We start from the raw sequence: 25,089 nt of genomic DNA, 5'->3' as shown, positions 1-25,089 counted from the left end.
CGCCATCGCGAAGGGAGCGGCCATGACGTTCGTGGCGCACGACGGCAATCCCGCACAGCCGGGCGATCCCGGCGCGCCGGGGGCCGGACACGGACCTGCCTCGCGCACGGTCGAACAGCTCGCCGACGCGATCGCGGCGGCGGTCGCGGCACATCCCGGCGTCGTCGAACTGGGGGCCGGCTCGATGGGCCTGGTGGCCACGCGGCTGCCGCACCGCAGGATCGTGGGCGTGCGCCTGAGCCACCCCCGGGCGCCGATCGTGCTCGGCGTGGTGCTGCGCGAGGGCAGGCCGCTGCCCGAGGTGGCCGCCCAGCTGCGCGACCTGACGCGCTCGATCGCGGGCGACGTGCTCGTGAACGTCGAGGTCACCGGCGTCGCCTCCACTGTGGACTCCTGAGCCGTTTCGCGTACCGTGAGCGCATGTCGCTGCCGGTGCCGCCGCCCGTCAAACCGATGCTGGCCAAGGCCGCCAAGAAGATCCCGGACTCGGCCGAGCTGCTGTTCGAGCCGAAGTGGGACGGCTTCCGCTGCCTCGTCTTCCGCGACGGCGACGAGCTCACCCTGCAGTCGCGCTCGCTCAAGCCGCTCAACCGCTACTTCCCCGAGGTGCTCGCCGAACTGGCCGAGACCCTGCCGCCGAAGGTCGTGCTCGACGGCGAGCTGGTGATCGGGCTCGGCGGCAGGCTCGACTTCGACGCTCTCACCGAGCGCATCCACCCCGCCGCCAGCCGCGTCGCACTGCTCTCGGAACAGACCCCGGCGAGCTTCATCGCGTTCGACGTGCTCGCGATCGGCGACCGCTCACTGCTCGACGAGCCGACGAGCACGCGCAGGCAGGCACTGACCGAACTGGCGGGCGAGGAGATCCGGCTCACCCCCGCCACCACCGATCCGGCCACCGCCCGGCACTGGTTCGAGCTGTTCGAGGGCGCCGGGCTCGACGGCGTGATCGGCAAACCGCTGGCCGAGCCCTACGTGCCCGGCAAGCGATCCATGTTCAAGTACAAGCACTCCCGCACCGCCGACTGTGTCGTCGCGGGCCTGCGCTGGCACGTCGACACCGAGCCCGGCGAGGCCGTGGGCTCACTGCTGCTGGGCCTGCACGACGAGAACGGCGTGCTGCACCACGTCGGCGTGGTCGGGGCGTTTCCCGTGGCCCGGCGGCGGGAACTGGCCGCGGAGCTGGCGCCGCTGGCCACCGAGGAAGCGCACCCGTGGCTCGGCGACGCGGTGGTCGAGCACCAGCGCCTTCCCGGCGGCGTCAACCGGTGGCGTCCCAACGAGCAGCCGTGGGTGCCGCTGCGGCCCGAGCGCGTGGTCGAGGTCGGCTACGAGCACACCGAGGGCGGTCATCCGTCGCGATTCCGGCACACCGCGCAGTTCGCGCGCTGGCGGCCCGACCGCGACCCGGCCTCGTGCGACTACGCCCAGCTCGACCAGCCCGCCCGCTACGACCTCGACGCCGTGTTCCACGGTGAGGTCAGGCGAACCCGCTAACGTCTGCCTCACCGCCCGCATGCGAGGGTTGAGCTCGTTGCAGGCTCCGTCATAGGGGAAGTGAGGACCCAGCCAGTGCCGCGCCGTGGTCGTGCCCGAGTTCTGACCGTCGCCGCGCTGGTCCCGCTGATGATCGTCACCGGGTGCACGGCGGGTCCCTCCACCCGCCCCGCGGTGGTCGAGAACGACGGGCCGCCGCCCACGCAGCAGAGCGCCGCGCCGCAGGACGTGCCGCTGCCCGAGCTCGAGGAGCCGAGCGCGAGCGACATCCCCTGGGGCGACTGCACCGACACCACCCGCGCCCGGCTCGGCGGCGGCCAGGCGGCCGGTTCGCAGAGTTTCGAGTGCGCGCGCATCACCACCACGCTCGACGCACCCGACCTGCCGCGCCGCGGAATCACGCGCATGGCTCTGCTCAAGGTCGGCGAAGGGCCGATCCCGCTCGCGGTGGTCAACGACATCGACGGCGAGCCCGGCACGCTCTACGCCGCACGGCTCGCGCAGTCGCTACCGGACGAGCTGCTGAGCAGGTTCCACCTCATCGGCGTCGACCGCAGGGGCACCGGCGACTCCGACGCCGTCCGCTGCGTCCCACCGGAGACGCGCGCGGCGCTGCTCGGACACGACCCGCAGCGCGGCGTCACGCCCGCACTCGACGAGGCGCGCACCGCGGGCCAGCAGTGCGCGATCAACCTCGAGGAGGAGCAGGGCGCGTTCGACAGCTGGCGCGCGGCGGGAGACCTCGACGAATTGCGACAGCAGCTGGGACTCGAGCGGCTCAACGCGCTCGGCCACGGCGAGGGATCCAAGGCCGTCGCGATCTACGGCGCCCGCTATCCCGACCGCGTGGGCAGGGTCGTGCTCGACGGCGTGCCCGACCCCTCCACCGACCTGGCCTCCGTGCTCGACGGCGTCGCGGGCGGCGCCGAGGCGACCCTCGACGCGTTCGGCGAGGACTGCGCCGACCGGGACTGCCCGCTCGGCGGCGACGCGCGCGGCGCGGTCACCGAGCTGACCGACCGGCTCAGGACCAGCCCGCTGCGGACCGACGAAGGCCCTGACGGCATCGTGCTCGGGCCGGGGCTGGCCCTGCGCGCGGTGCTTGACGGACTGGCCGAGCGGCAGCGCTGGCCCGAGCTCGCCGATGCCCTGGCCGCCGCGCGCGGCGGCGACGGCGCACCACTCGCCGCGTTCGTGGCACCCGCGCTGCAGGACGACGACCTCACCGCGCCCCGGTTCGACGGCGTGCTCGCGACGCGCTGCAACGACTCCTCGGCCCGGCTGCCCGCCGACCAGCTGGAGCAGGTCACCGGTCAGCTCGGCGACGAGCACCCGGTGTTCGGCGCCGTCGTGGCGCAGGAGCTCACGTGGTGCAGCCCGTGGCCGAGCAGGCGCGAGGCACTGCCGGAGATCGGCACCGACGGCGAGCCCCCGATCGTGGTGGTCAGCACCGCGACCGACCCGGTCACCCCCGAGGAGGGCACGATCCGCGCGGCCGAGCAGATCCCCAGCGCGGTGCGCGTCGCGTGGCAGGGCACCGGACACGGTGCGCTCGGGTCGCCGTGCGTGGCCGAGGCGGTGCGGGCGTTCCTCGCCGACGGCACGGTGCCCGAGGACGGCACCCTCTGCCCCGCGTAGCTAGCGCCCCGGCCTCCGCGGGGTGAGCTCCGCGAGCACGGGCCGGTGATCCGAGGCCTCGGTCGCGGGAACCGACACGGCCCGCGCGGCGAGCGGGCCCGCGAACGTCACGTAGTCGATCCGCGAGTCCGGAGCATGCGCCGGGAACGTGTGCCCCGCCCCCGCGCCGGCCGAGGCCCACGCATCGCGTGCGCTGGCGAACAGCGGTGCCAGCTCGGGCGCGCCCGGTTCCGCGTTGAGGTCGCCGAGCAACACCTGCCGCGCTCCCGGCGGGTCGCCGTCGAGCAGGTCGACCGTCTCGCGCACCTGGGTGGCCCGTACCGCCGGATCGGGCCGGTGGTCGAGGTGCGTCGCGTAGACGTGCACGGGCCTGCCACGCACCGACACCACCGCCTCGGCGAAACCGGGCATCGGCTCGGCCACCGGGTCGGGCTCGACCGTGGACAGCCGCGTGAGCGGGTGGTTCACGGCGGCGACGATCGGGTGCCTGCTGAGGATCGCGACTCCGTAACGTCTGCGCTCGGTGTGGCCGGGCTCGGGATCGAGGTCGTAGATCGGCGCGAAGAACACGTGCCTGCCGGTGAGGCGGCCGAGCTCGGTGGCCTGGTCGGCGTATCCGCTGCGGTCGGACCAGTGCACGTCGACCTCCTGCAGCCCCACGACATCCGCGCCGCTGTCCCTGATCACGGCCGCGGTCCGCTCGAGATCGAGAACGCCGTCGGTGCCGATCCCCGCGTGGACGTTGAAGCTCAGAGCCCGCAACACCGGCTCCTCGCGCGCACTCGCCGGAACGGGCGCGGCGAGCAGTAGCACAACGACGCCGATGACGATCACCCTGAGCCCTCGCATGACGATCAACTTACGGGCACTTGACGCGGACCGTGGGGAGTGTTTCGCTGGCGCCCGGTGAATCTTCTGTCGTTGCTCGCCGGCCTGACCAAGCGCGACCCGCACGCACTCATCGCGATCGACGCCGATCCCGGACTGCCTGTACACGTGAGCCGCTCCGAACTGTGGCGGCGCACGCTGCAGTTGCGCGCGGATCTCGCGACGGCAGGTGTCGGCCGTGGAGACGGGGTGGCCGTGTGGCTGCCCAACTGGAGTGTGCTCCTCGACTGGCACATCGCCGCGGCGTCGCTCGGTGCGCACGTGGTCGGCCTCGACCCGCGCTCGCCCGCCGACGCCATCGCGCCGGTGCTTGGCCGGACCAGGCCGAGGGTCGTGGCGCTCGCGACCGGGCTCGGGCACGACCTCGTGGAACCCCTGCGCCAGGCCGTCGCGACCTCGGGCGCGCCGGTGCCCGCGGTGTCGGTGGTCGCCGGGCCGCACCGCAGGCAGCCCATCGACCCGTCGCCGTGGGACGTCGGCGGTGGCGCGTGGCTGCCGAGCGCGACGACGGCGGGCATGCCGATGCCCCAGACCCGCGGCGACGAGCTCGCCGTGGCCTTCGCCCCTGGCCTCGCCGCGTACCGCGAGTCGGTGGTCGTGCGGCACGCGCAGGCCGCGGCCGCCGCGCTGGGCATCCGCGACGACGACCTGGTGGCGTGCAGCCAGCCGATCACCACCGTGCCCGGCTTCGGCCTCGCCGTCGCCGCGCTGGCGGGCGGAGCGGGCTGCCTGCTGGAACCCGGCTGCGACGAGGACACCCTGCTCGACGACATGGCCCGGTTCGGCGCCACCCACCTCGCGGTCGACGACGGCACCGCCCATCGCCTCGCCGAGGCCTGGCGCCGCAGGCACCGCGACCTGCCGACCTGGCGCTGGTTCGGCGTCACCGGCGCGCCCGAGGGCGCCCCCGAGGCCTCGGGCTGGGCCGAGAAGGAGTTCGGCGTCACCAGCACCGGCGTCCACGGCTCCTCGGAGGTACTCCTGCCCGCCGCGGTGTGGCCGGACGACGCGCCGACACCCCGGCGCTGGCAGCCGGGAGGGCGGCCGGTGTCGCCCGAGCTCGAGGTGCGGGTCGCCGACCCGGTGTCGGGACAGGCCCTGCCACCCGGCGAACAGGGTGAGCTGCAGTTCCGAGGGCAGGGCGTCGTCGACGCGGTCCTCGGCTCTCCGGAGCCCGCGGCGCCCTCGCTGACCGCCGACGGGTGGTTTCCCACGGGCTCGCTCGGCGTGCTCACCGAGGACGGCGGCTTCCGCAGTCTCGGCGGAGTCGGTGATCAGCCCACGTGAGGACTTTGTGCCCTATGTCCCGTCCGGGGCCGACCGAATACTGCACCCCATGAACGACGCCGCCCCCCGGCGCATCGAGAAACTCACCAGCATCGCGGCACTCCGCCTTCTCGGCACGGTGTCCTTCGGGCGGGTCGCTTTCACGCTGCACGCGTTGCCCGCCATCCGCCCCGCCGGGCACACGCTCGACGGCGGTGACGTCATCATCCGCGGCCACTCGGGCTCGGACCTCGACTCGGCCGCGGGCCAGATCGTGGCCTACGAGGCCGACGTCATCAGCCCCGAGGACCACCTCGGCTGGAGCGTGAGCGTGACGGGCAAGGCGGAGCTGGTGCTGGGCGTCGACGCCATCACCCGGTGCGAGAGCCTGTTCCAGCGCCCCGAAACCGGGCCACGGCAGAGCGTGCTGCTGCGCCTGCCACCGGAGTTCGTCACCGGCTACACCGTGCGCGACGGCGCGGCCTGAGGCGCTCAGTCATCGCGGGCCCTGCTGGGCTGCACCCGCTTGGGCTCGCCCGCCATCTTCGGGTAGTCCGGCGGGTACGGCATCTCGCCCAGGCCGTGGTCGCGTTCGTCGCGGGCGTAGGCCTCCAGCAGCGCGTCGATACCGAACGCCTCGGCGTCGATCCCGGCGTGGGCGTCGCCGTACTCGGCGAGCAGACCCGCCGCGGTGAGCACGTCGAAGTCGTCGGGGTCGGCGTCGGCCAGTTGTTCCCAGGTCAGCGGCATCGAGACGGTCGCGCGCGGCGTGCCCCGCACCGACCATGCCGAGGCGACGGTGCGGTCGCGCGCCGCCTGGTTGTAGTCCAGGAACACCCGGCCGGCGCGTTCCTCCTTCCACCACGCGATCGTCGCCCGGCCCGGGGTGCGCCGCTCGACCTCCCTGCCCAGCGCGATCACGGCGTGCCGCACGTCCACGAAGTCCCACTCCGGCCGGATCCGCACGAGGACGTGCACCCCGCGTCCACCCGAGGTCTTCGGATAGCCCACCAGGCCCGCGTCGGCCAGTACCTCGCGCACCACGCCAGCGACGTGCACGGCGTCCGCGAAGCCCGCGGTGTCCGGCGGGTCGACGTCGATGCGCAGCTCGTCGGGGTGATCGACGTCGGCGCGGCGCACCGGCCACGGGTGGAAGTCGAAGGTGCCGAGGTTGGCGGCCCACGCGAGTACGGCGGGCTCGGTGGGGCAGACCTCGTCGGCGGTGCGCCCCGACGGGAAGGTGATGCGGGCGGTCTGAACCCAGTCCGGGGCGCCCTTGGGCACCCGCTTGGCGTAGAACGCCTCGCCGGTGACGCCGTTGACGAAGCGCTTCAGCGTGGTAGGCCGATCGCCGACGGCGCGCATCAGCGGCTCGGCCACATCGAGGTAGTGCTCCACCACCTGCCTCTTGGTGATTCCCCGTTCGGGGAAGTAGACCTTGTCCGGATTGGACACCCGCACCGTGCGTCCACCGACCTCGTACTCCACCGCTTCACCGCGTTTCGCCACGGTGTGAGCTTAGGCCGTGCCCGCGCGTGCACTACCGTGAAGAGGTGGCGGGAAGAACCAAGCTGATCACCGGGCTCGTCCTGGTCGTGGCGGCCGTGGTGGCGGCGATCATCCTGCCCATCCCGAGCCCGGCTGAGCTGCGCACGATGGCCCAGGACGCGGGCCCGGCGGCCGTGGCGCTGTTCCTGCTGGCCTACGTCGTGTTCACGGTCCTTCCCCTGCCTCGCACGGTCTTCAACCTGGCGGCGGGCCTGCTGCTGGGCGAGGTCGTCGGCGTCGTCGTGGCACTCACGGCCACCGCCCTCTCGGGGGTGCTGGGCTTCCTGCTCGCGCGCGGCCTCGGCAGGGAGGTCGTGCTGCGGCACCTGCATCGCGCACCGGTGCGCTCGGTGAACGCGCGGCTCGCGGGCGGCGGCGTGCTCGCCGTGGCCTCGCTGCGGCTCATTCCCGTGATTCCCTTTGCTCCGCTGAGTTATCTGTGTGGAGTCTCCTCACTGAGGCTGCGGCCGTACCTGATCGGCACGGCGCTCGGCAGCTTCCCCGGCACGGTCGCCGTGGTGGTGCTCGGCGACGCGCTGACGGGGACCACACCACCGCTTTTGGTTGCCTGCTATGTGGTCTTCGCCGGGCTGGGCGCGCTAGGGTTGCTACGGGTCATCCGCACCACACAGCCGCATCCCGCTGAACCTGAACGTGCGCTGAACTGATCCGGCGCTCACCGGCGGTTCACGTGGATCACCGAGAGGGCACCGCTACACTCGGTCGGGTGCGCGAACCGGATCATCGCGCTGAGTCCATTCACGATCGCGAGAAGTAGCCGAGGAGAAGGCGTCATCGACACCGGTCAGTTGATCGCAGGCCACTATCGCCTCGTTGAGCACATCGGCAGTGGTGCCATGGGCACCGTCTGGCGAGCGATCGATGAGCGTCTTGAGCGTTCGGTCGCCGTCAAACAGATCCTGACGCAGCCGGGGCTCTCCGAGTCGGAGCGGTCCGTCGTCCGCCAGCGCGCCATGCGCGAGGCGAAGAACGCCGCCCGCTTCCAGCACCCGAACGCGATCGTGGTGTTCGACATCGCCGAGCACGACGGTGATCCGTGTCTCGTGATGGAGTATCTGCCCTCGAAGAGCCTCTCCGCGATCCTCGCCGAGCGCGGCACGCTGCCGGTCGGCGAGATCGCCCGGATCGGCGAGCAGGTCGCCGCCGCGCTGGTCGCCGCGCACCGCGCCGGGATCGTGCACCGCGACGTCAAGCCGGGCAACATCCTCATCGACGACAACGGCGTGTGCAAGATCATGGACTTCGGCATCTCCCGTGCCGCCGGGGACCTGACGCTGACCCAGACCGGCCTCATCGGCGGCACGCCCGCCTACCTCGCCCCCGAGCTGGCCCGCGGCGCCGATCCGAAGCCCGCCTCCGACGTGTTCTCGCTGGGCGCGACGCTGTACCACGCCATCGAGGGGCTGCCTCCCTACGGCGACAGCACCAACCAGCTGGCCCTGCTCTACGCCGCCGCCAGCGGCAAGCTGAACCCGCCCACCCACGCCGGCCCGGCGACGGCCCTGCTCATGAACTTGCTGCGGGCCGAGCCCGAGGAGCGGCCGACGATGAGCGAGGCGCGCGACCGGCTCGCCGCGCTCGCCGCGGGCGAGAGCAATGGCAAGGCGCTGGGCGCGACCAGGGTCGCTCCCCCGATCGGCATGCCGCAGTCGGGTCCACAGCCCGCTGCCGTGGCCGCCGCGGCACCCGTCTCGCCGCCCTGGCAGCGTGGTCAGTCGCCCAGCGGCCCGCCGCGCAACCCGACCACGGCCGGCACGCCCGTGCCGCCGCCGCGCCAGCCCTCCGGCCCGAACGGCGCCAGACGCAAGCCGCTCGTGTTCGGCGCCCTCGGTGTGGCGGTGCTCGTCATCGCGGCGGTCCTGACCATCGTGCTCACCTCGAACGGCGACAACGGCGACACGAACGCGGGCGGCACATCCCAGAGCCAGAACAACCCCCCGCCGTCCGAGAGCTCGCCCAGCGCCCCGGAGTCGTCGGGTAACGCCTCCAACAGTGGCGCGCCGGTCGACTGGGGGCAGGCAGGCAACACCGCGGTCGCTTTCTACAGCGACCCGGAATCGTCGTGGGACCGGCTGACACCCGCCGTCCAGGCCAAGTTCGGCGACCAGCAGGCCTTCGAGGACTTCTGGGACGAGCAGGACGTCAACGACATCCGGGGCGCCGAGGCGTACAAGCGCCAGAACAACGCGGACGGCTCCGTCGACATCCGGATCGGCGTCGACTTCGGCAACGGCCTGCAACAGATGTACCTGCGCGTGATCGACAACGGTGGCGGGCTCGTGATCGACAGCGACCCGAGGCCAGGCCACAACTCCCAGAGCTGACGGGCCGCTTCGCTCCGGCCCGGGCGTGACCTACCGTGGAGCCATGACCGACGACCAGGCCCACCGCCACTCGCGGTTCGACGACGAGCTCGTCGGCCTGGATCCGGACGACCCCGACGCCCAGGCCTTCGCGGCCCATCTCGACCGCATGCAGCGCTGCGACCCGGCGTTCACCATCGAGGGCTCGCTGCGCGGCGTCTCCGAGTTCGCCGAGGGCAGCAACCGCGCGGGCGGGCTGCGCTGGCTGGTCGCCGTGCTGGTCGTGTGCCTGATCCTGGCCGGGGTCCTGTTCACCGCGTGGGACACGCTGGGAAACCTGATGAACTGGCTGACCAGGTAATCTGGAAGGCATGGAACACGCCGCCGGAACCACCCCTCGCGTTCAGAAGACCGACCAGGAATGGCGCGCCCAGCTCAGCCCCGAGGAGTACGCCGTGCTCCGCCAGGCGGCCACGGAGCGGCCCTTCACCGGCGAGTACACCGACACGAAGACCACCGGGGCCTACGAGTGCCGCGCGTGCGGCGCCGAGCTGTTCCGCAGCGACACGAAGTTCGAAAGTCACTGCGGCTGGCCGTCGTTCTTCGACCCCGCCGACACCGATGCCGTGATCCTGCGCGAGGACCGCACGCTGGGCATGGTGCGCGTCGAGGTGCTGTGCGCGACCTGCCACAGCCACCTCGGTCACGTCTTCGAGGGCGAGGGCTACGACACGCCCACCGATCAGCGCTACTGCATCAACTCGGTCTCGCTGCGCCTGGTGCCGTCCGAGGGCTGAGCGCGAGGCTCACACCACCTCGACCACGCACGGGAGGCGGTGAGCTCGCGCGAGCCGGGCGTCGCAGGTGAGCAGTGGCAGCTCCAGCCGGGCGGCCAGCGCCACGTAGAGCGCGTCGTAGAACCGCACCCGGTCGCGCAGCTCCCACGCGGCGCGTGCCAGCGGGCCAGCATGCGGGTAGCGGGCGTCGAGCACCGCGTCCAGCGACCACAGCGCCGCGGCGGCGACGTCCTCGGCCAGTCGGCCGTGCAGCGCCTGGCGCCGCACCACGTCGCCCACCTCGGCGTCCAGCAGGTGCGGGGCGTGCAGCTCGGCGGCACTGAGCCGGTCCGCGAGCTCACGGGCCCGCGGACCGGAGCCGGTGAGCGCCTTCACCATCGCCGACGCGTCGACGACCAGCTCGTCAACCACGCGCGGAACTGTCGGAACCGTCGCCGGGCCACGGACCCCTGATCGCGTCGAGGTCGGCGACGATGCTGTCGGTGCTCACCCCGCCGCCACCGTCGTCGGCCACGGCGGAACGGACCGTGTGGAACGCGGCCCGCTTCTTCGCCCTGCGGGCCAGCACGGAGGCCTGTTCCTGCATGTACGCCTGCAGCGACTTGCCCTCGGCCTCCGCGGCCTGCCGCAACGCCTGGTAGTCCTCGTCGCGGACGTTACGGATCTGGATCGTCGCCATAGCGCTATTTTAGCGCTATTACGGCAGGTTGCGGATCAGTTCGCCTGGCTCCACGCGCGTGCCGGTGTAGAACGGGATCTCCTCGCGCACGTGGAGGCGGGCCTCGGTGCCGCGCAGGTGCCTCATGAGGTCGACGATGCGGTGCAGCTCGTCGGCCTCGAACGCGAGGATCCACTCGTAGTCGCCCAGCGCGAACGACGCCACCGTGTTGGCCCGCACGTCCGGGTAGTCGCGGGCTTCCTTGCCGTGGTCGGCGAGCATCTTGCGGCGCTCGTCGTCCGGGAGCAGGTACCACTCGTAGGAGCGGACGAACGGGTACACGCACACGTACTTGCGGGCTTCTTCACCGGCGAGGAACGCGGGGATGTGGCTCTTGTTGAACTCCGCGGGCCGGTGGAGCGCGACCTGGCTCCACACCGGCGTCGAGGCACGGCCCAGCGGCGTGTGGCGGAACCCGGTGTAGGCGGCCTGGACCTGCTCGATCTCCTCGGCGTGCCACCAGATCAGGTAGTCCGCGTCGGCCCGCAGACCCGCGACGTCGTAGACCCCGCGCACCACCACACCCTTGTCCTCGAGCGCGTCGAGGTAGGCGGTGGTCTCCTGCGCCGAAGGGCCACGGTCCTCGGGCAGCGTGCCCGCGTTGACCTTGAAGACCGACCAGGCGGTGTAGCGGATGGTGTCGTTGAGTTCTTGGTAGTTCAGGCGCGCCATGCGCCTATCGTCCCACCACGCGCTGCACGGCGGCGTCGGCGGTCGCGATACAGGCGGGCACTCCCACGCCGTGCAGTGCCGCGCCCGCGAGGGCGAGGCCGGGCACGTCGGCGACGGCGCGTTCGATCCGCGCGACGCGCTCGACGTGGCCGACGCCGTACTGCGGCAGCCCGCCGCCCCAGCGCCGCACCACCGCGTCCACCGGCTCGGCCGTGACGCCGGTGAGCTCGGCGAGGTCCCGGCGCACGAGCCGCAACAGCTCGTCGTCGGTGGCGCGCAGGGTCCCGGTGTCGCCGAAGCGGCCCACGGAGCCGCGGAGGAGCACGGGTGCGCCGTCGGCGGTGTGGTGGGCCCACTTGCGCGCGGAGAACGTGAACGCCTTGGCGGTGAACAGCCCGCCGTCGGTTCGGCGTTCGCGGGCGCCGATGAGCACCCCGGACGCCTGGGGCAGCTCCGTTCCCGGCGGGAGCGCGAGCCCGATGACCGCCATGGAGGCCAGCTCGATCGCGGCCAGCTCCGTGGCGGCGGCCGGGACCACGTCGGCGAGCAGCCTGCTCGCGGCGGACGGGGGCACGGCGAGCACCACGGCATCGGCGGTCAGCTCGGCATCGGCGGGCGCGTGGGCCGCGGCGGCCGCGCCGAACGTGAGCCGCCAGCCACCCTCGGACAGCCGCGTCAGCTCGCGGACCGGCTCGCCGAGGCGGAGGTCGGCCGCGGACTCCTTCGCCAGGCGCTCCACGAGCGTGCCGAGTCCCCCGGTCAGCGTGGCGAAGACGGGCGCGGTGCTCGGGTTGGCGGGCAGCTGCGCCGCGGCGGCCTCGGTGAGCGACGCGGCACCACGGTCGATCGCCGCCGCCAGGCCCGGCAGGGTCGCGCGCAGTCCGAGTCCATCGGCACCGCCGGCATAGACGCCGCCGAGCAGGGGGTCGACGAGCCGGTCGACCAGTTCGTCGCCGAAACGCTCGCGCAGCAGCCCGCCCAGCGAGACGTCCGAGTCGGCGCCGTCGGGCAGTGTCAGGCCCGGCAGCGTCGACTCCGCCTCGACCCTGCGGCTGCCCTCGTCCGACAGCAGTCCCGCCACGGCGTCGCCGCGGGCTGGCACGCCCATGAGCGTGCCGCGCGGCAGCGGCAGCGTCCGGCCTCCGGCCCGCACGGTCGCGGAAGCGGGAGTCGGGTGGTCCAGGTCGGCCTCGAGCCCGACCTCGCGGGCGAGCGCGAGCGCCTCGGGCCTGCGGGCCAGGAACGCCTCGGCGCCGACGTCGAACGGCCGCCCGGCGAGCTCGGCGGTGTGCAGCTTGCCGCCCAGCACGGGACTCGACTCGCACACCGTGATCGTGGCCCCGTCTCCGAGCCGCTGCCGCAGCCGGTAGGCGACGGTGAGCCCGGAGATGCCACCTCCGACGACGGCGACCCTCACACTGCCCTCGCTCTCCCGGTCACAGGCTGTGGACCAGCTCCACGACCCTCGTCAGCACTTCGGGGTCGGTGTCGGGCAGCACGCCGTGGCCCAGGTTGAAGATGTGCCCGCCGGCCGAGCGGCCCTCGGCGACGATGCGGCGCACCTCGGCCTCGATCACCGGCCACGACGCCATCAGCAGCGCCGGGTCGAGGTTGCCCTGCACGACCGGCGCGGGCCCGTCGGGCAGCGCGAGCCTGCGGGTGGCCTCGTCGAGCGGCACGCGCCAGTCCACGCCGACGACGTCGGCGCCCGCGTCGCGCATCGAGGGCAGCAGCTCGCCGGTGCCGACACCGAAGTGGATGCGCGGCACGCCGTAGTGACCGACCCCGGCCAGCACCTTCGCCGAGTGCGGCAGCACGAACTCGCGGTAGTCCTTCGGCGAGAGCGCGCCCGCCCACGAGTCGAACAGCTGGATCGCGTCGACCCCGGCGTCCAGCTGGGCGCGCAGGAACGCGAGGGTGATGTCGGCGAGCTTGCCGGCCAGCTCGTGCCAGAGCTGCGGCTCGGCGTGCATGAGTGCCTTGGTGTGCTCGTGGTTGCGGCTCGGCCCGCCCTCGATGAGGTAGGACGCGAGCGTGAACGGCGCGCCCGCGAAGCCGATCAGCGGCGTGGTCCCCAGCCGCTCCAGCAGCAGCCCGATGCCGTCGCTGACAGCGGCGACCTGGTCCGCCTCGAGCGAGGGCAGCGCGGCGACGGCCTCCCGCGTGCGCACCGGCGAGGCCACGACGGGGCCGGTGCCGGGCACGATGTCGATGTCCACACCAGCGGCGTGCAGCGGCACGACGATGTCACTGAACAGAATGGCCGCGTCGACGTCGTGCCTGCGCACCGGCTGCAGCGTGACCTCGGCGAGCATCTCCGGGTCGGCGCACGCCTGGAGCATCGACACGCCCTCGCGCAGCTTCCGGTACTCGGGCAGCGACCGGCCCGCCTGGCGCATGAACCACACGGGTACTCGCGAGGGACGGCCTCCGCGCGCCGCGACGAGCAGCGGAGCGTCGGCGAGGTCACGGCGCGGCGTCGAGGTGCTCGCGCGCGAGACCGGAGGGGAGATCGGAGGCGTTGTCATCATCGTTATCGTGCCATGACCTGTTCTCGGCGCGTCCTCGCCGGTCCCCGTCCGGCAGCGCTCTACAGTCGGGCGGTGACCGCCATGACGCAGGCTCCGGAAGAGTTCCGAGATGCCGTAGCAGCACTGCGATCGGTGCGGCCCCGGCCCGAGGTGACCCTCGAGCCCATCAGGGCGCCGCAACGGCTCGCCCCGTGGTCCTACGCACTGGGGTGCGAGACCACCGGGCCCGAAGACGTGGCGGTGTCTGGGCGACTCGTCCTGCTGCACGACCCCGAGGGCCAGGAGGCCTGGGACGGCGTGTTCCGGCTCGTCGTCTACGTGCGGGCCGGCCTCGACCGCGAACTGGCCACCGACCCGTTCCTGCCGACCGTGGGCTGGGCGTGGCTGACGGACGCGCTGGAGTCGTCCGGGGCGTCCTGGACCGCGCTGGGCGGCACGGTCACCGAGACCTCGTCCGCCAGGTTCGGCGACATCTCGGGCCCCACGCGGACCGACGATCTCGAACTGAGGGCGTCCTGGACACCCACGAGCGCGGAGCTGCTCGCGCACGGCGAGGCATTTTGTCAGGTCATGGCGAGCTACGCAGGTCTTCCGCCGGTTGGAGTAACGCTGTTCGAACAGCGCCAGTCGTCGTAGCGAGGCCCCCGCACGGGGACCGTTGCGGCCCCCGCCGATACTTCAGGTCGTACCACCGGCTCGCGACAGCCTGTGCACGCGGCGTCTGCATGAGCCGTTTGACCTCCGCAAACTAGTTACATCGCCGTTGATGCGCCGTCCGTTAACCACCCCATGCGCATTAACCCGAACGTGCTACATGAGCGGCAGCGAGTAACTACCCGATCGGGATCGATACCCGTTCGATCCCCCCACTGACCCACTCGGGCGGCTAGAGTGCATCCGACGACACCACTTTCGGTCTAAAGCTGGCGCGGCTGATTGGCCGAAAGTCCCGGTGCCGGTCGGGGGGCACGACCGACTCCAGGGAGGTAGTGACGTGGCTGCCGTCGGCTTTTCGCAGGCCGTTCGTTCCACGCCAGCCGGTGCTTTGCCGGCGAGCATGGTTCCGCATCCGCGGGAAGAGTTGTTTTCCGTGCTGGTGGTCGATGACCACCCACTTTTGAGGGAGGCGATTGCCGCACGACTGGCGCAGATGGGCGCCGGAACGGTTCACGAGGCTGCCACCGTAGCCGAGGCAAGGGCGAGAGCGGCGGCCACGGGTCCGTGCGACCTCGCCATCCTCGATCTCGGACTTCCGGACGGAAGCGGTATCGAGCTGGTCACCGAACTCCGCAGCAACGGGTGGCCCAGGGTCGTGGTGCTCGCCTCGTCGGACGACCCGTACGCGGTTCGGTCGGCGTTCCAGGCGGGTGCCCAGGCCTACCTGCTGAAGTCCGCATCGCCGGTGGTCGTCACCGACGGTGTGCGCAGGGTCCTCGAGGGCGGCGTCTACGCCGACCCGAGCGTGGCCCCTGTGCTGGCCACCGGCACCAGGGTCGCAGGCACCGACAACACCCCGCGTGAGCTCTCGGCGCGCGAGGTCGAGGTACTGCAGCTGGTCGCCGACGGGCAGTCCAACAAGGAGATCGGTGAAGAGCTCAGCCTCTCCGCGCTCACGGTGAAGTCACACCTGTCGCGGATCGGGCGCAAGCTGGGCACCGGCGACCGGGCCCAGATGGTGGCGCTGGCCATGCGTGCCGGCGTCATCCGCTAGGCACAGGACGTCCCTGCGGGACGGGCGAGCCAGGCGCGGCAAGCTCGTCCCGTAGGGTTCATTCTTGTGGAAAACGCAGATCACGCCTCCGAGACGCTGGAGGAGTCTGCGCCCATCCCGCTGACCGAGCCCGCCGGTGGAACCCCGCCGGTGATCTCGGACGCCGCCGCGCTGCGCGAAGCGTGCGACGCGCTGGCGGCGGGCAGCGGCTCGATCGCCGTCGACACCGAGCGGGCCTCCGGGTACCGGTACTGGCCCAAGGCGTACCTGGTGCAGGTGAGACGCGAGGGCGCTGGCACGTTCCTCATCGACCCCATCCCCGTCCGCGACGAGCTGAAACCGCTCGCCGAGGTGCTCAGCGGCGCCGAATGGGTGCTGCACGCCGCCTCCCAGGACCTGCCGTGCCTCGCCGAGCTCGACCTGCATCCGCCGTCGCTGTTCGACACGGAGCTGGCCGGCAGGCTCGCGGGCTACGAGCGGGTCGCTCTCGGCACGCTCGTCGAGGTCCTGCTCGGCTACCAGCTGGAGAAGGGCCACAGCGCCGCCGACTGGTCGAAGCGGCCGCTGCCGCCGGACTGGCTCAACTACGCCGCCCTCGACGTCGAACTGCTCGTGCCGTTGCGCGAGAAGCTGGAGGCCGAGCTCTCCGCACAGGGCAAGCTCGAGTGGGCCCAGCAGGAGTTCGAGGCCGTCCGCACGGCACCGCCGCCCGCGCCGAGGGCCGAGCCGTGGCGGCGCACCTCGGGCATCCACAAGATCCGCACCGCCAAGGGACTCGCGGCCGTGCGCGCGCTGTGGGAGGCCCGCGACGAGCAGGCCCGCAAGCGCGACCGTGCTCCGAGCCGGGTGCTGCCGGACAGCGCGATCATCAACGCCGTGCTCGCCGACCCGCGCACCATCGCGGAGCTGCAGGAGCTGCCGGTCTTCAGCGGCCGAGTGCAACGCCGGTACACGAACAACTGGCTACGGCACCTCCAGGCGGCCCGCGTGCTGCCCTCCTCGGAGCTGCCGAGCCCGTCGGTGCCGAACGACGGTCCTCCCCCGCCCAACCGCTGGGCGGACAAGGACCCCGACGCCGCCGCCCGGCTCTCCGCCGCGCGCGCGGCGCTGACCACGCTGGCCGAACACCACCGGCTCCCGGTCGAGAACCTGTTGCTGCCGGACCTGCTCCGGCGGACGTGCTGGCGGCCGCCGGAGGACCTCTCGCCCGAGGGCGTCGCGGCGACGCTGCGGGAGAACGGCGCGCGGCCGTGGCAGGTGGAGCTCACCGCGGCGGAGATCAGCAAGGCGCTGCACGCCACGGCGTGAACCACCCGACAGGGGCTCCCGCCTGGTTACCGACGGGTAACTGAGGCTAGGGTGCGGATATCCGAGTATCTCGACCTTCCGCACCAAGGAGCATCCGTAGCCGCAACCGCGCGCAGCGTCGCCTTCGTCGAAGGGGTGCGAACCCCCTTCGGCAAGGCGGGTGAGAAAGGGGTCTACGCCCACACCCGGGCCGACGACCTCGTCGTCAAGGTCATCCGCGAGCTGCTGCGGCGGCACCCCGAGCTGCCGCCCGAGCGCGTGAACGAGGTCGCCGTCGCCGCGACCACGCAGATCGGCGACCAGGGCCTGACCATCGGCCGGACCGCCGCGCTGCTGGCCGGGCTGCCCAAGTCGGTGCCGGGCTTCGCCGTCGACCGGATGTGCGCGGGCGCGATGACCGCGGTGACCACCACCGCGAGCGGCATCGCGTTCGGCGCCTACGACGTGGTGGTCGCGGGCGGCGTCGAGCACATGGGCAGGCACCCGATGGGCGAGGGCGTCGACCCGAACCCCCGGTTCCTGGCCGACAAGCTCGTGGACCCCTCCGCGCTGGTGATGGGCCAGACCGCCGAGAACGTCCACGACCGCTTCCCCGCCATCACCAAGCAGCGCTGCGACGCCTACGCCGTGCGCAGCCAGGAGCGCTTCGCCGACGCGGTGAAGGCGGGCCACATCGGCCCCGACCTGGTGCCCGTCGCGACGCGGCACCCCGAGCTCGGCTGGGGCCTGGTGACCGAGGACGAGCCGCCGCGGCCCGGCACCACCCTCGAGGGCCTCGCCGGGTTGAAGACGCCGTTCCGCCCGCACGGCCGGGTCACCGCGGGCAACGCGGCAGGCCTCAACGACGGCGCCACCGGCGCGCTGCTCGCCGAGGAGTCGGTGGCACGCGAGCTGGGCCTGCCCGTCGGCATGCGGCTGGTCGGCTACTCCTTCGCCGGGGTCGAACCCGAGGTGATGGGTGTCGGACCGGTGCCAGCCACCGAGAAGGCACTGGCGCGGGCAGGGCTGTCGATCGACGACATCGGCCTGTTCGAGATCAACGAGGCGTTCGCCGTGCAGGTGCTGGCGTTCCTCGACCACTTCGGCATCGCCGAACAGGATCCGCGCGTCAACCAGTGGGGCGGCGCGATCGCGTGCGGCCACCCGCTCGCCTCGTCCGGCGTGCGGCTCATGACCCAGCTCTCGCGCCAGTTCGCCGAGCGCCCCGACGTGCGCTACGGCCTCACCACCATGTGCATCGGCATCGGCATGGGCGGCTCGGTCATCTGGGAGAACCCGAACTGGGAGGGGAACAAGTGATTACCGCGGAGCAGGCCGCGCAGGCCTTTCCCGACGAGGTGGTCACGCGCGCGGTGACCCGGCTGGTGCCGGTGCCCGGGCTCGAGGCGCCCGTCGCCCTGATCACCATCGACAACGGCCACGACCACACGCGGCCCTCGACGTTCGGCCCGCAGAGCCTGGTGAGCCCGAACACCGCGCTCGACGAGGCCGTCGCCGCGGGACCTGCCGCGATCGCCGTCACCGGCAAGCCGTTCGTGTTCGCAGTCGGCGCCGACCTCTCCGGCATCGAGCAGGTCTCCGAGCCCGGGCTGGCGCGGCTGATCGCGCAGGCGGGCCACGACGTGTTCCGCCGGTTCACCGAGTCGCCGATCCCGACCTTCGCCTTCGTCAACGGCGCGGCGATGGGCGGCGGGCTCGAGCTCGCACTGTCGTGCCACTACCGGACGCTGTCCGACAACACCGCGGCGCTGTCGTTTCCCGAGGTGTTTCTCGGTCTCTTCCCCGGCTGGGGCGGCACGCAGCTGCTGCCGAACCTGATCGGGCCCGACGCCGCGGTGACCGTGGTCCTCGAGAACGCGCTGAACCAGAACAAGATGCTCAAGCCGGCGCAGGCCGCCAAGCTGGGCATCGTCGACGAGCTGCTCGGCTCCGCCGACTTCCTGGAGCAGTCCCTGCTGTGGGCGGCGAAGGTCGTGCGCGGCGAGCACTCCCCCGCACGTCCCGAGATCGACCGCGGCGAGGCGTGGGACGCCGCACTGGCCCGGGCACACTCGCTTGTGGACGGACGGACCAAGGGCGCCTCGGCGGGCGCGACCAAGGCCGTCGAGCTGCTCGAGCTCGCCAGGACCGCCGACCTCGACGCGGGCTACGCGGCCGAGACCGACGCGCTGGCGGACCTGCTGCTGAGCGACCCGCTGCGTGCGGGGCTGTACTCGTTCGATCTCGTCAACAAACGGGCCAAGCGGCCGGCCGGCGCACCCGACCGGTCACTGGCCCGGCCCGTGAACAAGGTCGGCATCGTCGGCGCGGGTCTGATGGCGAGCCAGCTGGCGCTGCTGTTCGTACGCAGGCTCAAGGTTCCCGTGGTGCTCACCGACATCGACCAGCAGCGGGTCGACAAGGGAGTGTCCTTTGTGCACGACGAGATCGGCAAGCTGCGGGACAAGTCGCGGATCTCGCCCGACGAGGCCAACCGGCTGACCGCACTGGTGTCGGGTTCGCTCGACAAGGCCGCGTTCGCCGATGCCGACTTCGTGATCGAGGCGGTGTTCGAGGAACCCGGCGTCAAGCGCACGGTCTTCGCCGAGGTCGAACAGCACGTCGGCCCCGAGGCGATCCTCGCGACCAACACGTCCTCGCTGTCGGTCACCGCGATGGCGGCGGAACTCCGGCACCCCGAGCGCGTGGTCGGGTTCCACTTCTTCAACCCGGTGGCCGTGCTGCCGCTGCTGGAGATCGTGCGCGGCGAGTCGACCGACGACGCCGCACTGGCGACCGCGTTCGCGGTGGCCAAGCAGCTGAAGAAGTCGAGCGTGCTGGTGAAGGACGCGCCGGCGTTCGTGGTGAACCGGCTGCTCACGCGCTTCCTCGGCGAGGTGCTGGCCGCGGTGGACGAGGGCACTCCGTTCGAGGTCGCCGACTCCGCGCTCGACCCGCTGGGGCTGCCGATGTCGCCGCTGACGCTGCTGCAGCTGGTCGGCCCGCCCGTGGCCCTGCACGTGGCGGAGACCATGCACGACGCGTTCCCCGACCGCTTCGGCGTGAGCGAGAACCTGAGGCGCTTCGTCGGGGCCGGGAAGTCGGCCGTGTGGCAGTGGGACTCCTCGGGTGACCAGACGGTCGACCCCGAGGTCGCCGCGCTGTGGCAGCAGGGCGACGCGCCCTCGACCGCCGAGCAGGTGCGGGAACGGGCGCTCGCCGCGCTGGCCGAGGAGGTGCGCATCATGCTCGACGAGGGCGTGGTCGCCGAGGCGCAGGACATCGACCTGTGCCTGATCCTCGGCGCCGGCTGGCCGTTCTGGCTCGGTGGCATCACGCCGTACCTGGACCGCGCGGGTGTGTCGGAGGCCGTGAACGGCAAGCCCTTCCTGGCGCCCGGCGTGGCGTCGGTCCCGGCGTCCTGAGCCTGGTCCTGTACCGGCGGCTCCCTGGGGCGCGCGCCCCAGGGAGCCGCCGTATAGATCGTTATACGACTAGCTGAGCGTGTCCGGGTCCGGGCCCAGGCGCTCGCCGGCCTCCAGCGTCGCGAACGCCGCGAGGTCGTCCTGGTCGAGCTCGAAGTCGAAGACGTCGATGTTCTGCGCGATCCGCTCCGGCGTCACCGACTTCGGGATCACGATCGTGCCGAGCTCCAGGTGCCAGCGCAGCACCACCTGGGCCGGGGTCTTGCCGTGCTTGCGCGCGGCCGCGCCGATCACCTCGTTGTCCGCGAGCCGCTCGCCGCCGCGCGCGATCGGGCTCCACGCCTCGGTGGCGATGCCGTGCTCGGCGTGGAACGCGCGCAGCTCGGCCTGCTGCAGCCACGGGTGCAGCTCGATCTGGTTCACCGCGGGCACCACGCCGGTCTCGGCGATGAGCCGCTCCAGGTGCGCCACCTGGAAGTTCGAGACGCCGATCGTGCGGGCGCGGCCGTCGGAGGCGATCTTCTCGAGCGCGCGCCACGTGTCGACGTAGCGATCCTTGCTCGGCACCGGCCAGTGGATCAGGTACAGGTCGACGTAGTCGAGCGCGAGTTCGCCCAGGCTGGCGTCGAACGCGCGCAGCGCCTCGTCGTAGCCCTGATCGGTGTTCCACAGCTTGGTGGTGACGAACACGTCCTCCCGCGCGAGCCCGGACTTCGCCACGGCCTGGCCGACACCCCGCTCGTTGCGGTACAGCGTCGCCGTGTCGATGGATCGGTACCCGGCCTCGAAGGCCGTGGTGACGGCGGTGACCACCTCGTCGTCCGGGATCTTGTAGACCCCGAACCCGAGCTGGGGAATGCGTGCGCCGTTGTTGAGCTCGACTTCGGAAACCATGCCCCGACCGTAACCCGCTACGGCGACGGGGGCAGGTGGACCGTGACCGAGAGCCCACCACCGACCACCGGCTCGGCGGTGACCACGCCACCGTGGGCCTGCACCGCGGCGCGCACGATCGAGAGCCCCAGTCCCGCGCCCGAGCGCGCCGTGCGCGCGACCCCGGCCCTGCGGAAGGGCTCGAACAGCTCGGAGACGGTGGCGGGGTCGATGAGCGGGCCCGACGAGCGCACGCGCAACGTCACCCTGCGCGGGCCCTGTTCGGTGGCGACGTCCAGCCAGCCGCCATCGACGTTGTGCCGCACGGCGTTCTCCAGCAGGTTGCCCGCCACCCGCTCCAGCAGCGCGGAGTCACCCGTGGTGAGCGCGGGAGGCAGGTGGAACTCCGCCCGCAGTCCCCGGCCCTCCGCCTCGGTCTTCACCGCGCTCCAGGCGCTGCTCGCCACCGCGGCGAGGTCCACGGGCTCACTCAGCACGAGGCCCGCACCGTCGGTGCGCGCGAGCAGCAGCAGCGAGCCCACGAGCTGCTCGGCCCGCTCGGTGGCGTCGCGCACGACCCCGGCCATGCGGCGCAGCTCCGGCTCGTCGGCCTGCTCGTCGGACAGCGTCACGTCCAGCTCGGTGCGGATCACCGCCAAGGGCGTGCGCAGCTCGTGACTCGCGTTGGCCACGAAGTGCCGCTGGGCCTCGAACGCGGCCTGCAGCCGGTCGAGCATCGCGTCGAAGGTGTGGGCCAGCTCGGCGAGTTCGTCGCGAGTGGACAGTGCACCGATGCGCTCCCCCATGGACTCCACGGAGAGCCGCTGGGCGGTGTCGGTGATCTCGCGCAGCGGGCGCAGCACACGCGAGGTGAGCGTCCACGCCAGGACGCCCGCCGCGGCCACCACGAAGCAGAACGCGATCGACCCCGCGACCAGCACCCGCTGCCGCGCGGCATCCTTGAGGTGCTCGGCGAGCACCGTGGCCTCCACCTGGTTGCCGTCGACCCGCACCAGCGTGCCCGGCGGCAGGTCGGGCACCGCGGCCACGGCGTCGCCGACGAGGGTCCACGCCAGCCACAGCAGCACGACGCTGACGATCGCGGCCAGCACGGTCGCGAGCACGGTGATACGAGCGCGCAGGCTGCGCACCGGAAGTCCCGTACGGCGGATCACTCCGCGAGCGAACCAGACCCCATACTCGAGCCCGCGCCCGGCACCCGGTAACCGGAGCCCACGACCGTGTCGATGATGCCCGGCTCACCCAGCTTCTTGCGCAGCGTCATCACGGTGACGCGCACGGTGGTGGTGAACGGGTCGGCGTTCTCGTCCCACACGCGCTCGAGCAGGTCCTCACTGCTGACGACGGCGCCACCCGCCGAGAGCAGTACCTCCAGCACCCCGAACTCCTTGCGGGTGAGCTCCACGAGTTCACCCGCCCTGCGCACGGTGCGCCGCGACGGGTCCAGTTCGACATCGGCCGCCGTCAGCACCGGCGGCGTGGCCGGCGTCGCGCGCCTGCCCAGCGCGCGCACGCGCGCCACCAGTTCGGGGAACGCGAACGGCTTGCCCAGGTAGTCGTCGGCGCCCAGCGACAGTCCCTCGACGCGGTCGGACACCGCACCGCTGGCGGTGAGCATGAGCACGCGCGTCAGCTCCCCGGAGGTGACGATCTCCTTGCAGAGATCGTCACCCGACATCCCCGGCAGGTCGCGGTCGAGCAGCACGACGTCGTAGCGCGTGATGGCCGCCTTCTCGTGGCCCTCGTCGCCCGTGAACGCGACGTCCACCGCCATACCCTCGCGCCGCAGTCCGCGCGCGATCGCCTCGGCCAGAGGCGCCTCGTCCTCAACTACCAATACCCGCACGTCAACACCGTGTCACAGATATCTGAGAGCTTCCTGTGTGAAGGAGGAATGGGATTTCTAGGACCCACACGGCCCCTCAGTCCCGCGGCGACTCCACGGGGCCGGGAGCGGGCTGCGCGTCGCCGAGCCGGTTCGCGGCCCACTCGGTGACCTTGCGCGCCACGTCCTGTGCCGTGAGGCCGATCTCGGCGAGCACCTGATCGCGCGTCCCGTGCTCCAGGAAGCGTTGCGGCACACCGAGATCACGCAGCGGGACGTCGCAGTCCGCGTCGCGCAGCGCGGTGGCGAGCGCGGAACCGAAGCCACCGTGCCGGCCACTGTCCTCGACGGTCACCACGAGCCGGTGGTTCGCGGCCAGTTCGACGAGCTCCCCCGGCACCGGAAGCACCCACCTCGGGTCCACCACGGTCACGCCGATGCCCTGGTCGGCCAGCCGGTCCGCCGCGGCGAGACCGAGCTGCGCGAAGGCACCCACGACGACCAGCAGCACGTCCTCGCTGGCCCCGCGTCGCAGCACGTCGACGGTGCCGACGCGCTCCTGCGCGGGCACCGACCGCACCACGCCACCACGCGAGAAGCGCAGCGCCGTCGGACCGTCCGAGACGGCGACGGCCTCACGCAGCTCCTCCCGCAACGTGTCGGCGTCGCGCGGCGCGGCCACCTTCATACCCGGCACCATGCCGAGCAGTGAGAGGTCCCACATGCCGTGGTGGCTGGGGCCGTCGGGACCGGTGATGCCCGCGCGGTCCAGCACCAGCGTGACGGGCTGCTTGTGCAGCGCCACGTCCATCAGCACCTGGTCGAAGGCCCGGTTGAGGAACGTGGCGTAGACGGCGACCACCGGATGCAGTCCGCCCATCGCGAGGCCTGCCGCCGAGGTGACGGCGTGCTGCTCGGCGATGCCGACGTCGTACCAGCGGTCCGGGTAGGCCTCGGCGAACTTGTGCAGCCCGGTGGAGCGCAGCATGGCCGCGGTGACGGCCACGACGTCCTCGCGGTCGGCGCCAATGCGGGCGAGCTCGTCGGAGAACACCGACGTCCAGCTGGGCCCTTTCTTCGGCGGCAGGCCCGTCTCCGGGTCGATCGGATCGGTCTGGTGCATCTGGTCGGCCTCGTCGTTGACGGCCGGCGGGTGCCCGTGCCCCTTCTCCGTCACCGCGTGCACGATCACCGGCCCGCCGAAGGACTTCGCGTTGTGCAGCGCCTTCTCCAGTGCGGCGATGTCGTGGCCGTCGACCGGGCCAAAGTACTTGAGGCCGAGGTCGGAGAACATCACCTGGGGGCTGATGGCGTCCTTGAGGCCCGCCTTCGCCGCGTGCAGCGCCGTGTAGAGCGGCTTGCCGACCACGGGGGTGTGCTGCAGCAGCTCCCGGCCCCCGTCGAGGATGCGCTCGTAGGCCGGGCGCAGGCGCAGCGCCGCGAGGTGCTCCGCGAGCCCGCCGATCGTCGGCGAGTACGAACGGCCGTTGTCGTTGACGACGATCACGACCGGGTGCTCGGGGTTGGCGGCGATGTTGTTGAGCGCCTCCCAGCACATCCCGCCGGTGAGCGCACCGTCGCCGACCACGGCGACGACGTGCCTGCCGCCGCCCGCGAGCTGGTAGGCCTTGGCCAGACCGTCCGCGTAGGACAGGGCGGTGGAGGCGTGGCTGTTCTCGACGTGATCGTGGTCGCTCTCGGCACGCGCCGGGTAGCCCGCGAGGCCCCCCTGCTGGCGCAGCTGGTCGAAACCATCGCGGCGCCCCGTGACGATCTTGTGCACGTAGGCCTGGTGACCGACGTCGAACAGGATCGAGTCGGTCGGCGAGTCGAAGACGCGGTGCAGCGCCATCGTCAGCTCGACGACCCCCAGGTTCGGCCCCAGGTGACCGCCGGTCGTGCACACCTTGTCGACAAGGAACTGCCTGATCTCCTCGGCCAGCACACCCAATTGCTCGTGGTCCATCCGCCTGAGGTCAGCCGGCCCGTGCACGGACTCCAGCAACGTCACGCTCCACCTCGCTCGCCCGTTGGTTCGATACCTCGTCCGCCTAGTCTAGGAGAGCCT

25 protein-coding genes are annotated in these 25,089 nt (G+C 72.2%); 14 read left to right on the top strand and 11 right to left on the bottom strand.

The window, feature by feature from the left end; translation table 11 throughout:
* Window positions 1-22 precede the first annotated feature (22 nt).
* From JHE00_RS31005 to JHE00_RS30995, 3 genes are all read left to right on the top strand, one after another.
* A complete protein-coding gene (locus JHE00_RS31005; protein ID WP_230425255.1) occupies window positions 23-397 on the top strand; it encodes a hypothetical protein in 375 nt (124 codons plus the stop codon).
* A 23-nt stretch (window positions 398-420) separates the two neighbouring features.
* Window positions 421-1,497: an ATP-dependent DNA ligase gene (locus JHE00_RS31000; protein ID WP_200325027.1), complete on the top strand. Its 1,077-nt coding sequence runs from the start codon at window positions 421-423 to the stop codon at window positions 1,495-1,497.
* A 129-nt stretch (window positions 1,498-1,626) separates the two neighbouring features.
* Window positions 1,627-3,135, top strand: coding sequence for an alpha/beta hydrolase (locus JHE00_RS30995; RefSeq protein ID WP_200325106.1), 1,509 nt, complete (start codon window positions 1,627-1,629; stop codon window positions 3,133-3,135).
* Here JHE00_RS30995 and JHE00_RS30990 read toward each other — a convergent pair whose 3' ends face one another.
* A complete protein-coding gene (locus tag JHE00_RS30990) occupies window positions 3,136-3,984 on the bottom strand; it encodes an endonuclease/exonuclease/phosphatase family protein (protein WP_200325025.1) in 849 nt (282 codons plus the stop codon).
* Window positions 3,985-4,041: 57 nt separating this feature from the next.
* Between JHE00_RS30990 and JHE00_RS30985 the strand changes: the two genes are divergently transcribed.
* Together JHE00_RS30985 and JHE00_RS30980 are read left to right on the top strand one after the other, a co-directional pair.
* Window positions 4,042-5,310, top strand: a complete 1,269-nt coding sequence (locus tag JHE00_RS30985; protein WP_200325022.1) for an AMP-binding protein — start codon at window positions 4,042-4,044, stop codon at window positions 5,308-5,310.
* 49 nt (window positions 5,311-5,359) lie between these two features.
* Window positions 5,360-5,776, top strand: a complete 417-nt coding sequence (locus tag JHE00_RS30980) for a pyridoxamine 5'-phosphate oxidase family protein (RefSeq protein WP_200325020.1) — start codon at window positions 5,360-5,362, stop codon at window positions 5,774-5,776.
* 5 nt (window positions 5,777-5,781) lie between these two features.
* Here the strand turns inward: JHE00_RS30980 and ligD are convergent, their stop codons facing one another.
* Window positions 5,782-6,798 carry a non-homologous end-joining DNA ligase gene (ligD, locus tag JHE00_RS30975; RefSeq protein ID WP_200325018.1) on the bottom strand — a complete coding sequence of 339 codons (1,017 nt, stop codon included), beginning with the start codon at window positions 6,796-6,798 and terminating at the stop codon, window positions 5,782-5,784.
* Between the two features lie 44 nt (window positions 6,799-6,842).
* On the opposite strand from ligD, the gene JHE00_RS30970 reads away from it, so the two are divergent.
* From JHE00_RS30970 to msrB, 4 genes are all read left to right on the top strand, one after another.
* Window positions 6,843-7,505 carry a TVP38/TMEM64 family protein gene (locus tag JHE00_RS30970; protein ID WP_307832193.1) on the top strand — a complete coding sequence of 221 codons (663 nt, stop codon included), beginning with the start codon at window positions 6,843-6,845 and terminating at the stop codon, window positions 7,503-7,505.
* A gap of 141 nt (window positions 7,506-7,646) precedes the next feature.
* Complete coding sequence (locus tag JHE00_RS30965) at window positions 7,647-9,182, top strand: serine/threonine-protein kinase (RefSeq protein WP_200325016.1); 1,536 nt, start codon at window positions 7,647-7,649, stop codon at window positions 9,180-9,182.
* 43 nt (window positions 9,183-9,225) lie between these two features.
* Complete coding sequence (locus tag JHE00_RS30960; protein WP_200325014.1) at window positions 9,226-9,522, top strand: hypothetical protein; 297 nt, start codon at window positions 9,226-9,228, stop codon at window positions 9,520-9,522.
* 10 nt (window positions 9,523-9,532) lie between these two features.
* Window positions 9,533-9,958 carry a peptide-methionine (R)-S-oxide reductase MsrB gene (msrB, locus tag JHE00_RS30955; RefSeq protein WP_200325012.1) on the top strand — a complete coding sequence of 142 codons (426 nt, stop codon included), beginning with the start codon at window positions 9,533-9,535 and terminating at the stop codon, window positions 9,956-9,958.
* A 9-nt stretch (window positions 9,959-9,967) separates the two neighbouring features.
* Here the strand turns inward: msrB and JHE00_RS30950 are convergent, their stop codons facing one another.
* From JHE00_RS30950 to hemE, 5 genes are read right to left on the bottom strand one after another with little or no spacing between them, the layout of a single operon-like run.
* On the bottom strand, window positions 9,968-10,369 hold the full coding sequence (locus JHE00_RS30950) for a type II toxin-antitoxin system VapC family toxin (RefSeq protein WP_307832192.1): 402 nt from the start codon (window positions 10,367-10,369) through the stop codon (window positions 9,968-9,970).
* The gene (locus JHE00_RS30945; protein ID WP_230425253.1) at window positions 10,362-10,637 is read right to left on the bottom strand and encodes a FitA-like ribbon-helix-helix domain-containing protein; all 276 of its coding nucleotides are present in this window, start codon (window positions 10,635-10,637) and stop codon (window positions 10,362-10,364) included. Before JHE00_RS30945 ends, JHE00_RS30950 begins: the two co-directional genes overlap by 8 nt.
* Before the next feature lie 18 nt (window positions 10,638-10,655).
* Entirely contained in the window at window positions 10,656-11,348 is a 693-nt protein-coding gene (hemQ, locus tag JHE00_RS30940) for a hydrogen peroxide-dependent heme synthase (RefSeq protein WP_200325010.1), read from the bottom strand.
* A gap of 4 nt (window positions 11,349-11,352) precedes the next feature.
* On the bottom strand, window positions 11,353-12,765 hold the full coding sequence (hemG, locus tag JHE00_RS30935; protein WP_200325008.1) for a protoporphyrinogen oxidase: 1,413 nt from the start codon (window positions 12,763-12,765) through the stop codon (window positions 11,353-11,355).
* A 19-nt stretch (window positions 12,766-12,784) separates the two neighbouring features.
* Complete coding sequence (hemE, locus tag JHE00_RS30930; RefSeq protein ID WP_200325006.1) at window positions 12,785-13,876, bottom strand: uroporphyrinogen decarboxylase; 1,092 nt, start codon at window positions 13,874-13,876, stop codon at window positions 12,785-12,787.
* A 75-nt stretch (window positions 13,877-13,951) separates the two neighbouring features.
* On the opposite strand from hemE, the gene JHE00_RS30925 reads away from it, so the two are divergent.
* The 5 genes from JHE00_RS30925 to JHE00_RS30905 all read left to right on the top strand — a co-directional run bounded on the left by JHE00_RS30925 (window position 13,952) and on the right by JHE00_RS30905 (window position 20,302).
* Complete coding sequence (locus JHE00_RS30925; protein WP_200325004.1) at window positions 13,952-14,515, top strand: DUF3000 domain-containing protein; 564 nt, start codon at window positions 13,952-13,954, stop codon at window positions 14,513-14,515.
* Between the two features lie 358 nt (window positions 14,516-14,873).
* Complete coding sequence (locus tag JHE00_RS30920) at window positions 14,874-15,590, top strand: response regulator transcription factor (RefSeq protein ID WP_110338478.1); 717 nt, start codon at window positions 14,874-14,876, stop codon at window positions 15,588-15,590.
* Window positions 15,591-15,656: 66 nt separating this feature from the next.
* Window positions 15,657-16,898 carry a ribonuclease D gene (locus JHE00_RS30915; protein WP_200325002.1) on the top strand — a complete coding sequence of 414 codons (1,242 nt, stop codon included), beginning with the start codon at window positions 15,657-15,659 and terminating at the stop codon, window positions 16,896-16,898.
* 57 nt (window positions 16,899-16,955) lie between these two features.
* The gene (locus JHE00_RS30910) at window positions 16,956-18,197 is read left to right on the top strand and encodes a thiolase family protein (protein ID WP_200325098.1); all 1,242 of its coding nucleotides are present in this window, start codon (window positions 16,956-16,958) and stop codon (window positions 18,195-18,197) included.
* A complete protein-coding gene (locus JHE00_RS30905; RefSeq protein WP_200325000.1) occupies window positions 18,194-20,302 on the top strand; it encodes a 3-hydroxyacyl-CoA dehydrogenase NAD-binding domain-containing protein in 2,109 nt (702 codons plus the stop codon). Before JHE00_RS30910 ends, JHE00_RS30905 begins: the two co-directional genes overlap by 4 nt.
* Before the next feature lie 69 nt (window positions 20,303-20,371).
* Here JHE00_RS30905 and JHE00_RS30900 read toward each other — a convergent pair whose 3' ends face one another.
* From JHE00_RS30900 to dxs, 4 genes are all read right to left on the bottom strand, one after another.
* Window positions 20,372-21,196, bottom strand: a complete 825-nt coding sequence (locus tag JHE00_RS30900; RefSeq protein ID WP_200324998.1) for an aldo/keto reductase — start codon at window positions 21,194-21,196, stop codon at window positions 20,372-20,374.
* A 17-nt stretch (window positions 21,197-21,213) separates the two neighbouring features.
* Window positions 21,214-22,350, bottom strand: coding sequence for a sensor histidine kinase (locus JHE00_RS30895; protein ID WP_200324996.1), 1,137 nt, complete (start codon window positions 22,348-22,350; stop codon window positions 21,214-21,216).
* Entirely contained in the window at window positions 22,347-23,042 is a 696-nt protein-coding gene (locus JHE00_RS30890) for a response regulator transcription factor (RefSeq protein ID WP_200324994.1), read from the bottom strand. The genes JHE00_RS30895 and JHE00_RS30890 overlap by 4 nt, the downstream gene beginning before the upstream one ends.
* A 76-nt stretch (window positions 23,043-23,118) precedes the next feature.
* A complete protein-coding gene (gene dxs / locus JHE00_RS30885; RefSeq protein WP_200324993.1) occupies window positions 23,119-25,032 on the bottom strand; it encodes a 1-deoxy-D-xylulose-5-phosphate synthase in 1,914 nt (637 codons plus the stop codon).
* Window positions 25,033-25,089 lie beyond the last annotated feature (57 nt).

It is taken from the genome of Prauserella cavernicola (assembly GCF_016595675.1).
GTDB lineage: Bacteria > Actinomycetota > Actinomycetes > Mycobacteriales > Pseudonocardiaceae > Prauserella_A > Prauserella_A cavernicola.
This window is presented reverse-complemented; position numbering and strand designations above follow the sequence as displayed.

What these genes read in the sequence shown, in the direction of transcription:
- JHE00_RS31005 (WP_230425255.1), top strand. Translation starts at nt 23, where the DNA reads ATGACGTTCGTGGCGCACGACGGCAATCCCGCACAGCCGGGCGATCCC.
- JHE00_RS31000 (WP_200325027.1), top strand. Translation starts at nt 421, where the DNA reads ATGTCGCTGCCGGTGCCGCCGCCCGTCAAACCGATGCTGGCCAAGGCC.
- JHE00_RS30995 (WP_200325106.1), top strand. Translation starts at nt 1,627, where the DNA reads ATGATCGTCACCGGGTGCACGGCGGGTCCCTCCACCCGCCCCGCGGTG.
- JHE00_RS30990 (WP_200325025.1), bottom strand. Translation starts at nt 3,984, where the DNA reads ATGCGAGGGCTCAGGGTGATCGTCATCGGCGTCGTTGTGCTACTGCTC.
- JHE00_RS30980 (WP_200325020.1), top strand. Translation starts at nt 5,360, where the DNA reads ATGAACGACGCCGCCCCCCGGCGCATCGAGAAACTCACCAGCATCGCG.
- JHE00_RS30960 (WP_200325014.1), top strand. Translation starts at nt 9,226, where the DNA reads ATGACCGACGACCAGGCCCACCGCCACTCGCGGTTCGACGACGAGCTC.
- msrB (WP_200325012.1), top strand. Translation starts at nt 9,533, where the DNA reads ATGGAACACGCCGCCGGAACCACCCCTCGCGTTCAGAAGACCGACCAG.
- JHE00_RS30945 (WP_230425253.1), bottom strand. Translation starts at nt 10,637, where the DNA reads ATGGCGACGATCCAGATCCGTAACGTCCGCGACGAGGACTACCAGGCG.
- hemQ (WP_200325010.1), bottom strand. Translation starts at nt 11,348, where the DNA reads ATGGCGCGCCTGAACTACCAAGAACTCAACGACACCATCCGCTACACC.
- hemE (WP_200325006.1), bottom strand. Translation starts at nt 13,876, where the DNA reads ATGACAACGCCTCCGATCTCCCCTCCGGTCTCGCGCGCGAGCACCTCG.
- JHE00_RS30900 (WP_200324998.1), bottom strand. Translation starts at nt 21,196, where the DNA reads ATGGTTTCCGAAGTCGAGCTCAACAACGGCGCACGCATTCCCCAGCTC.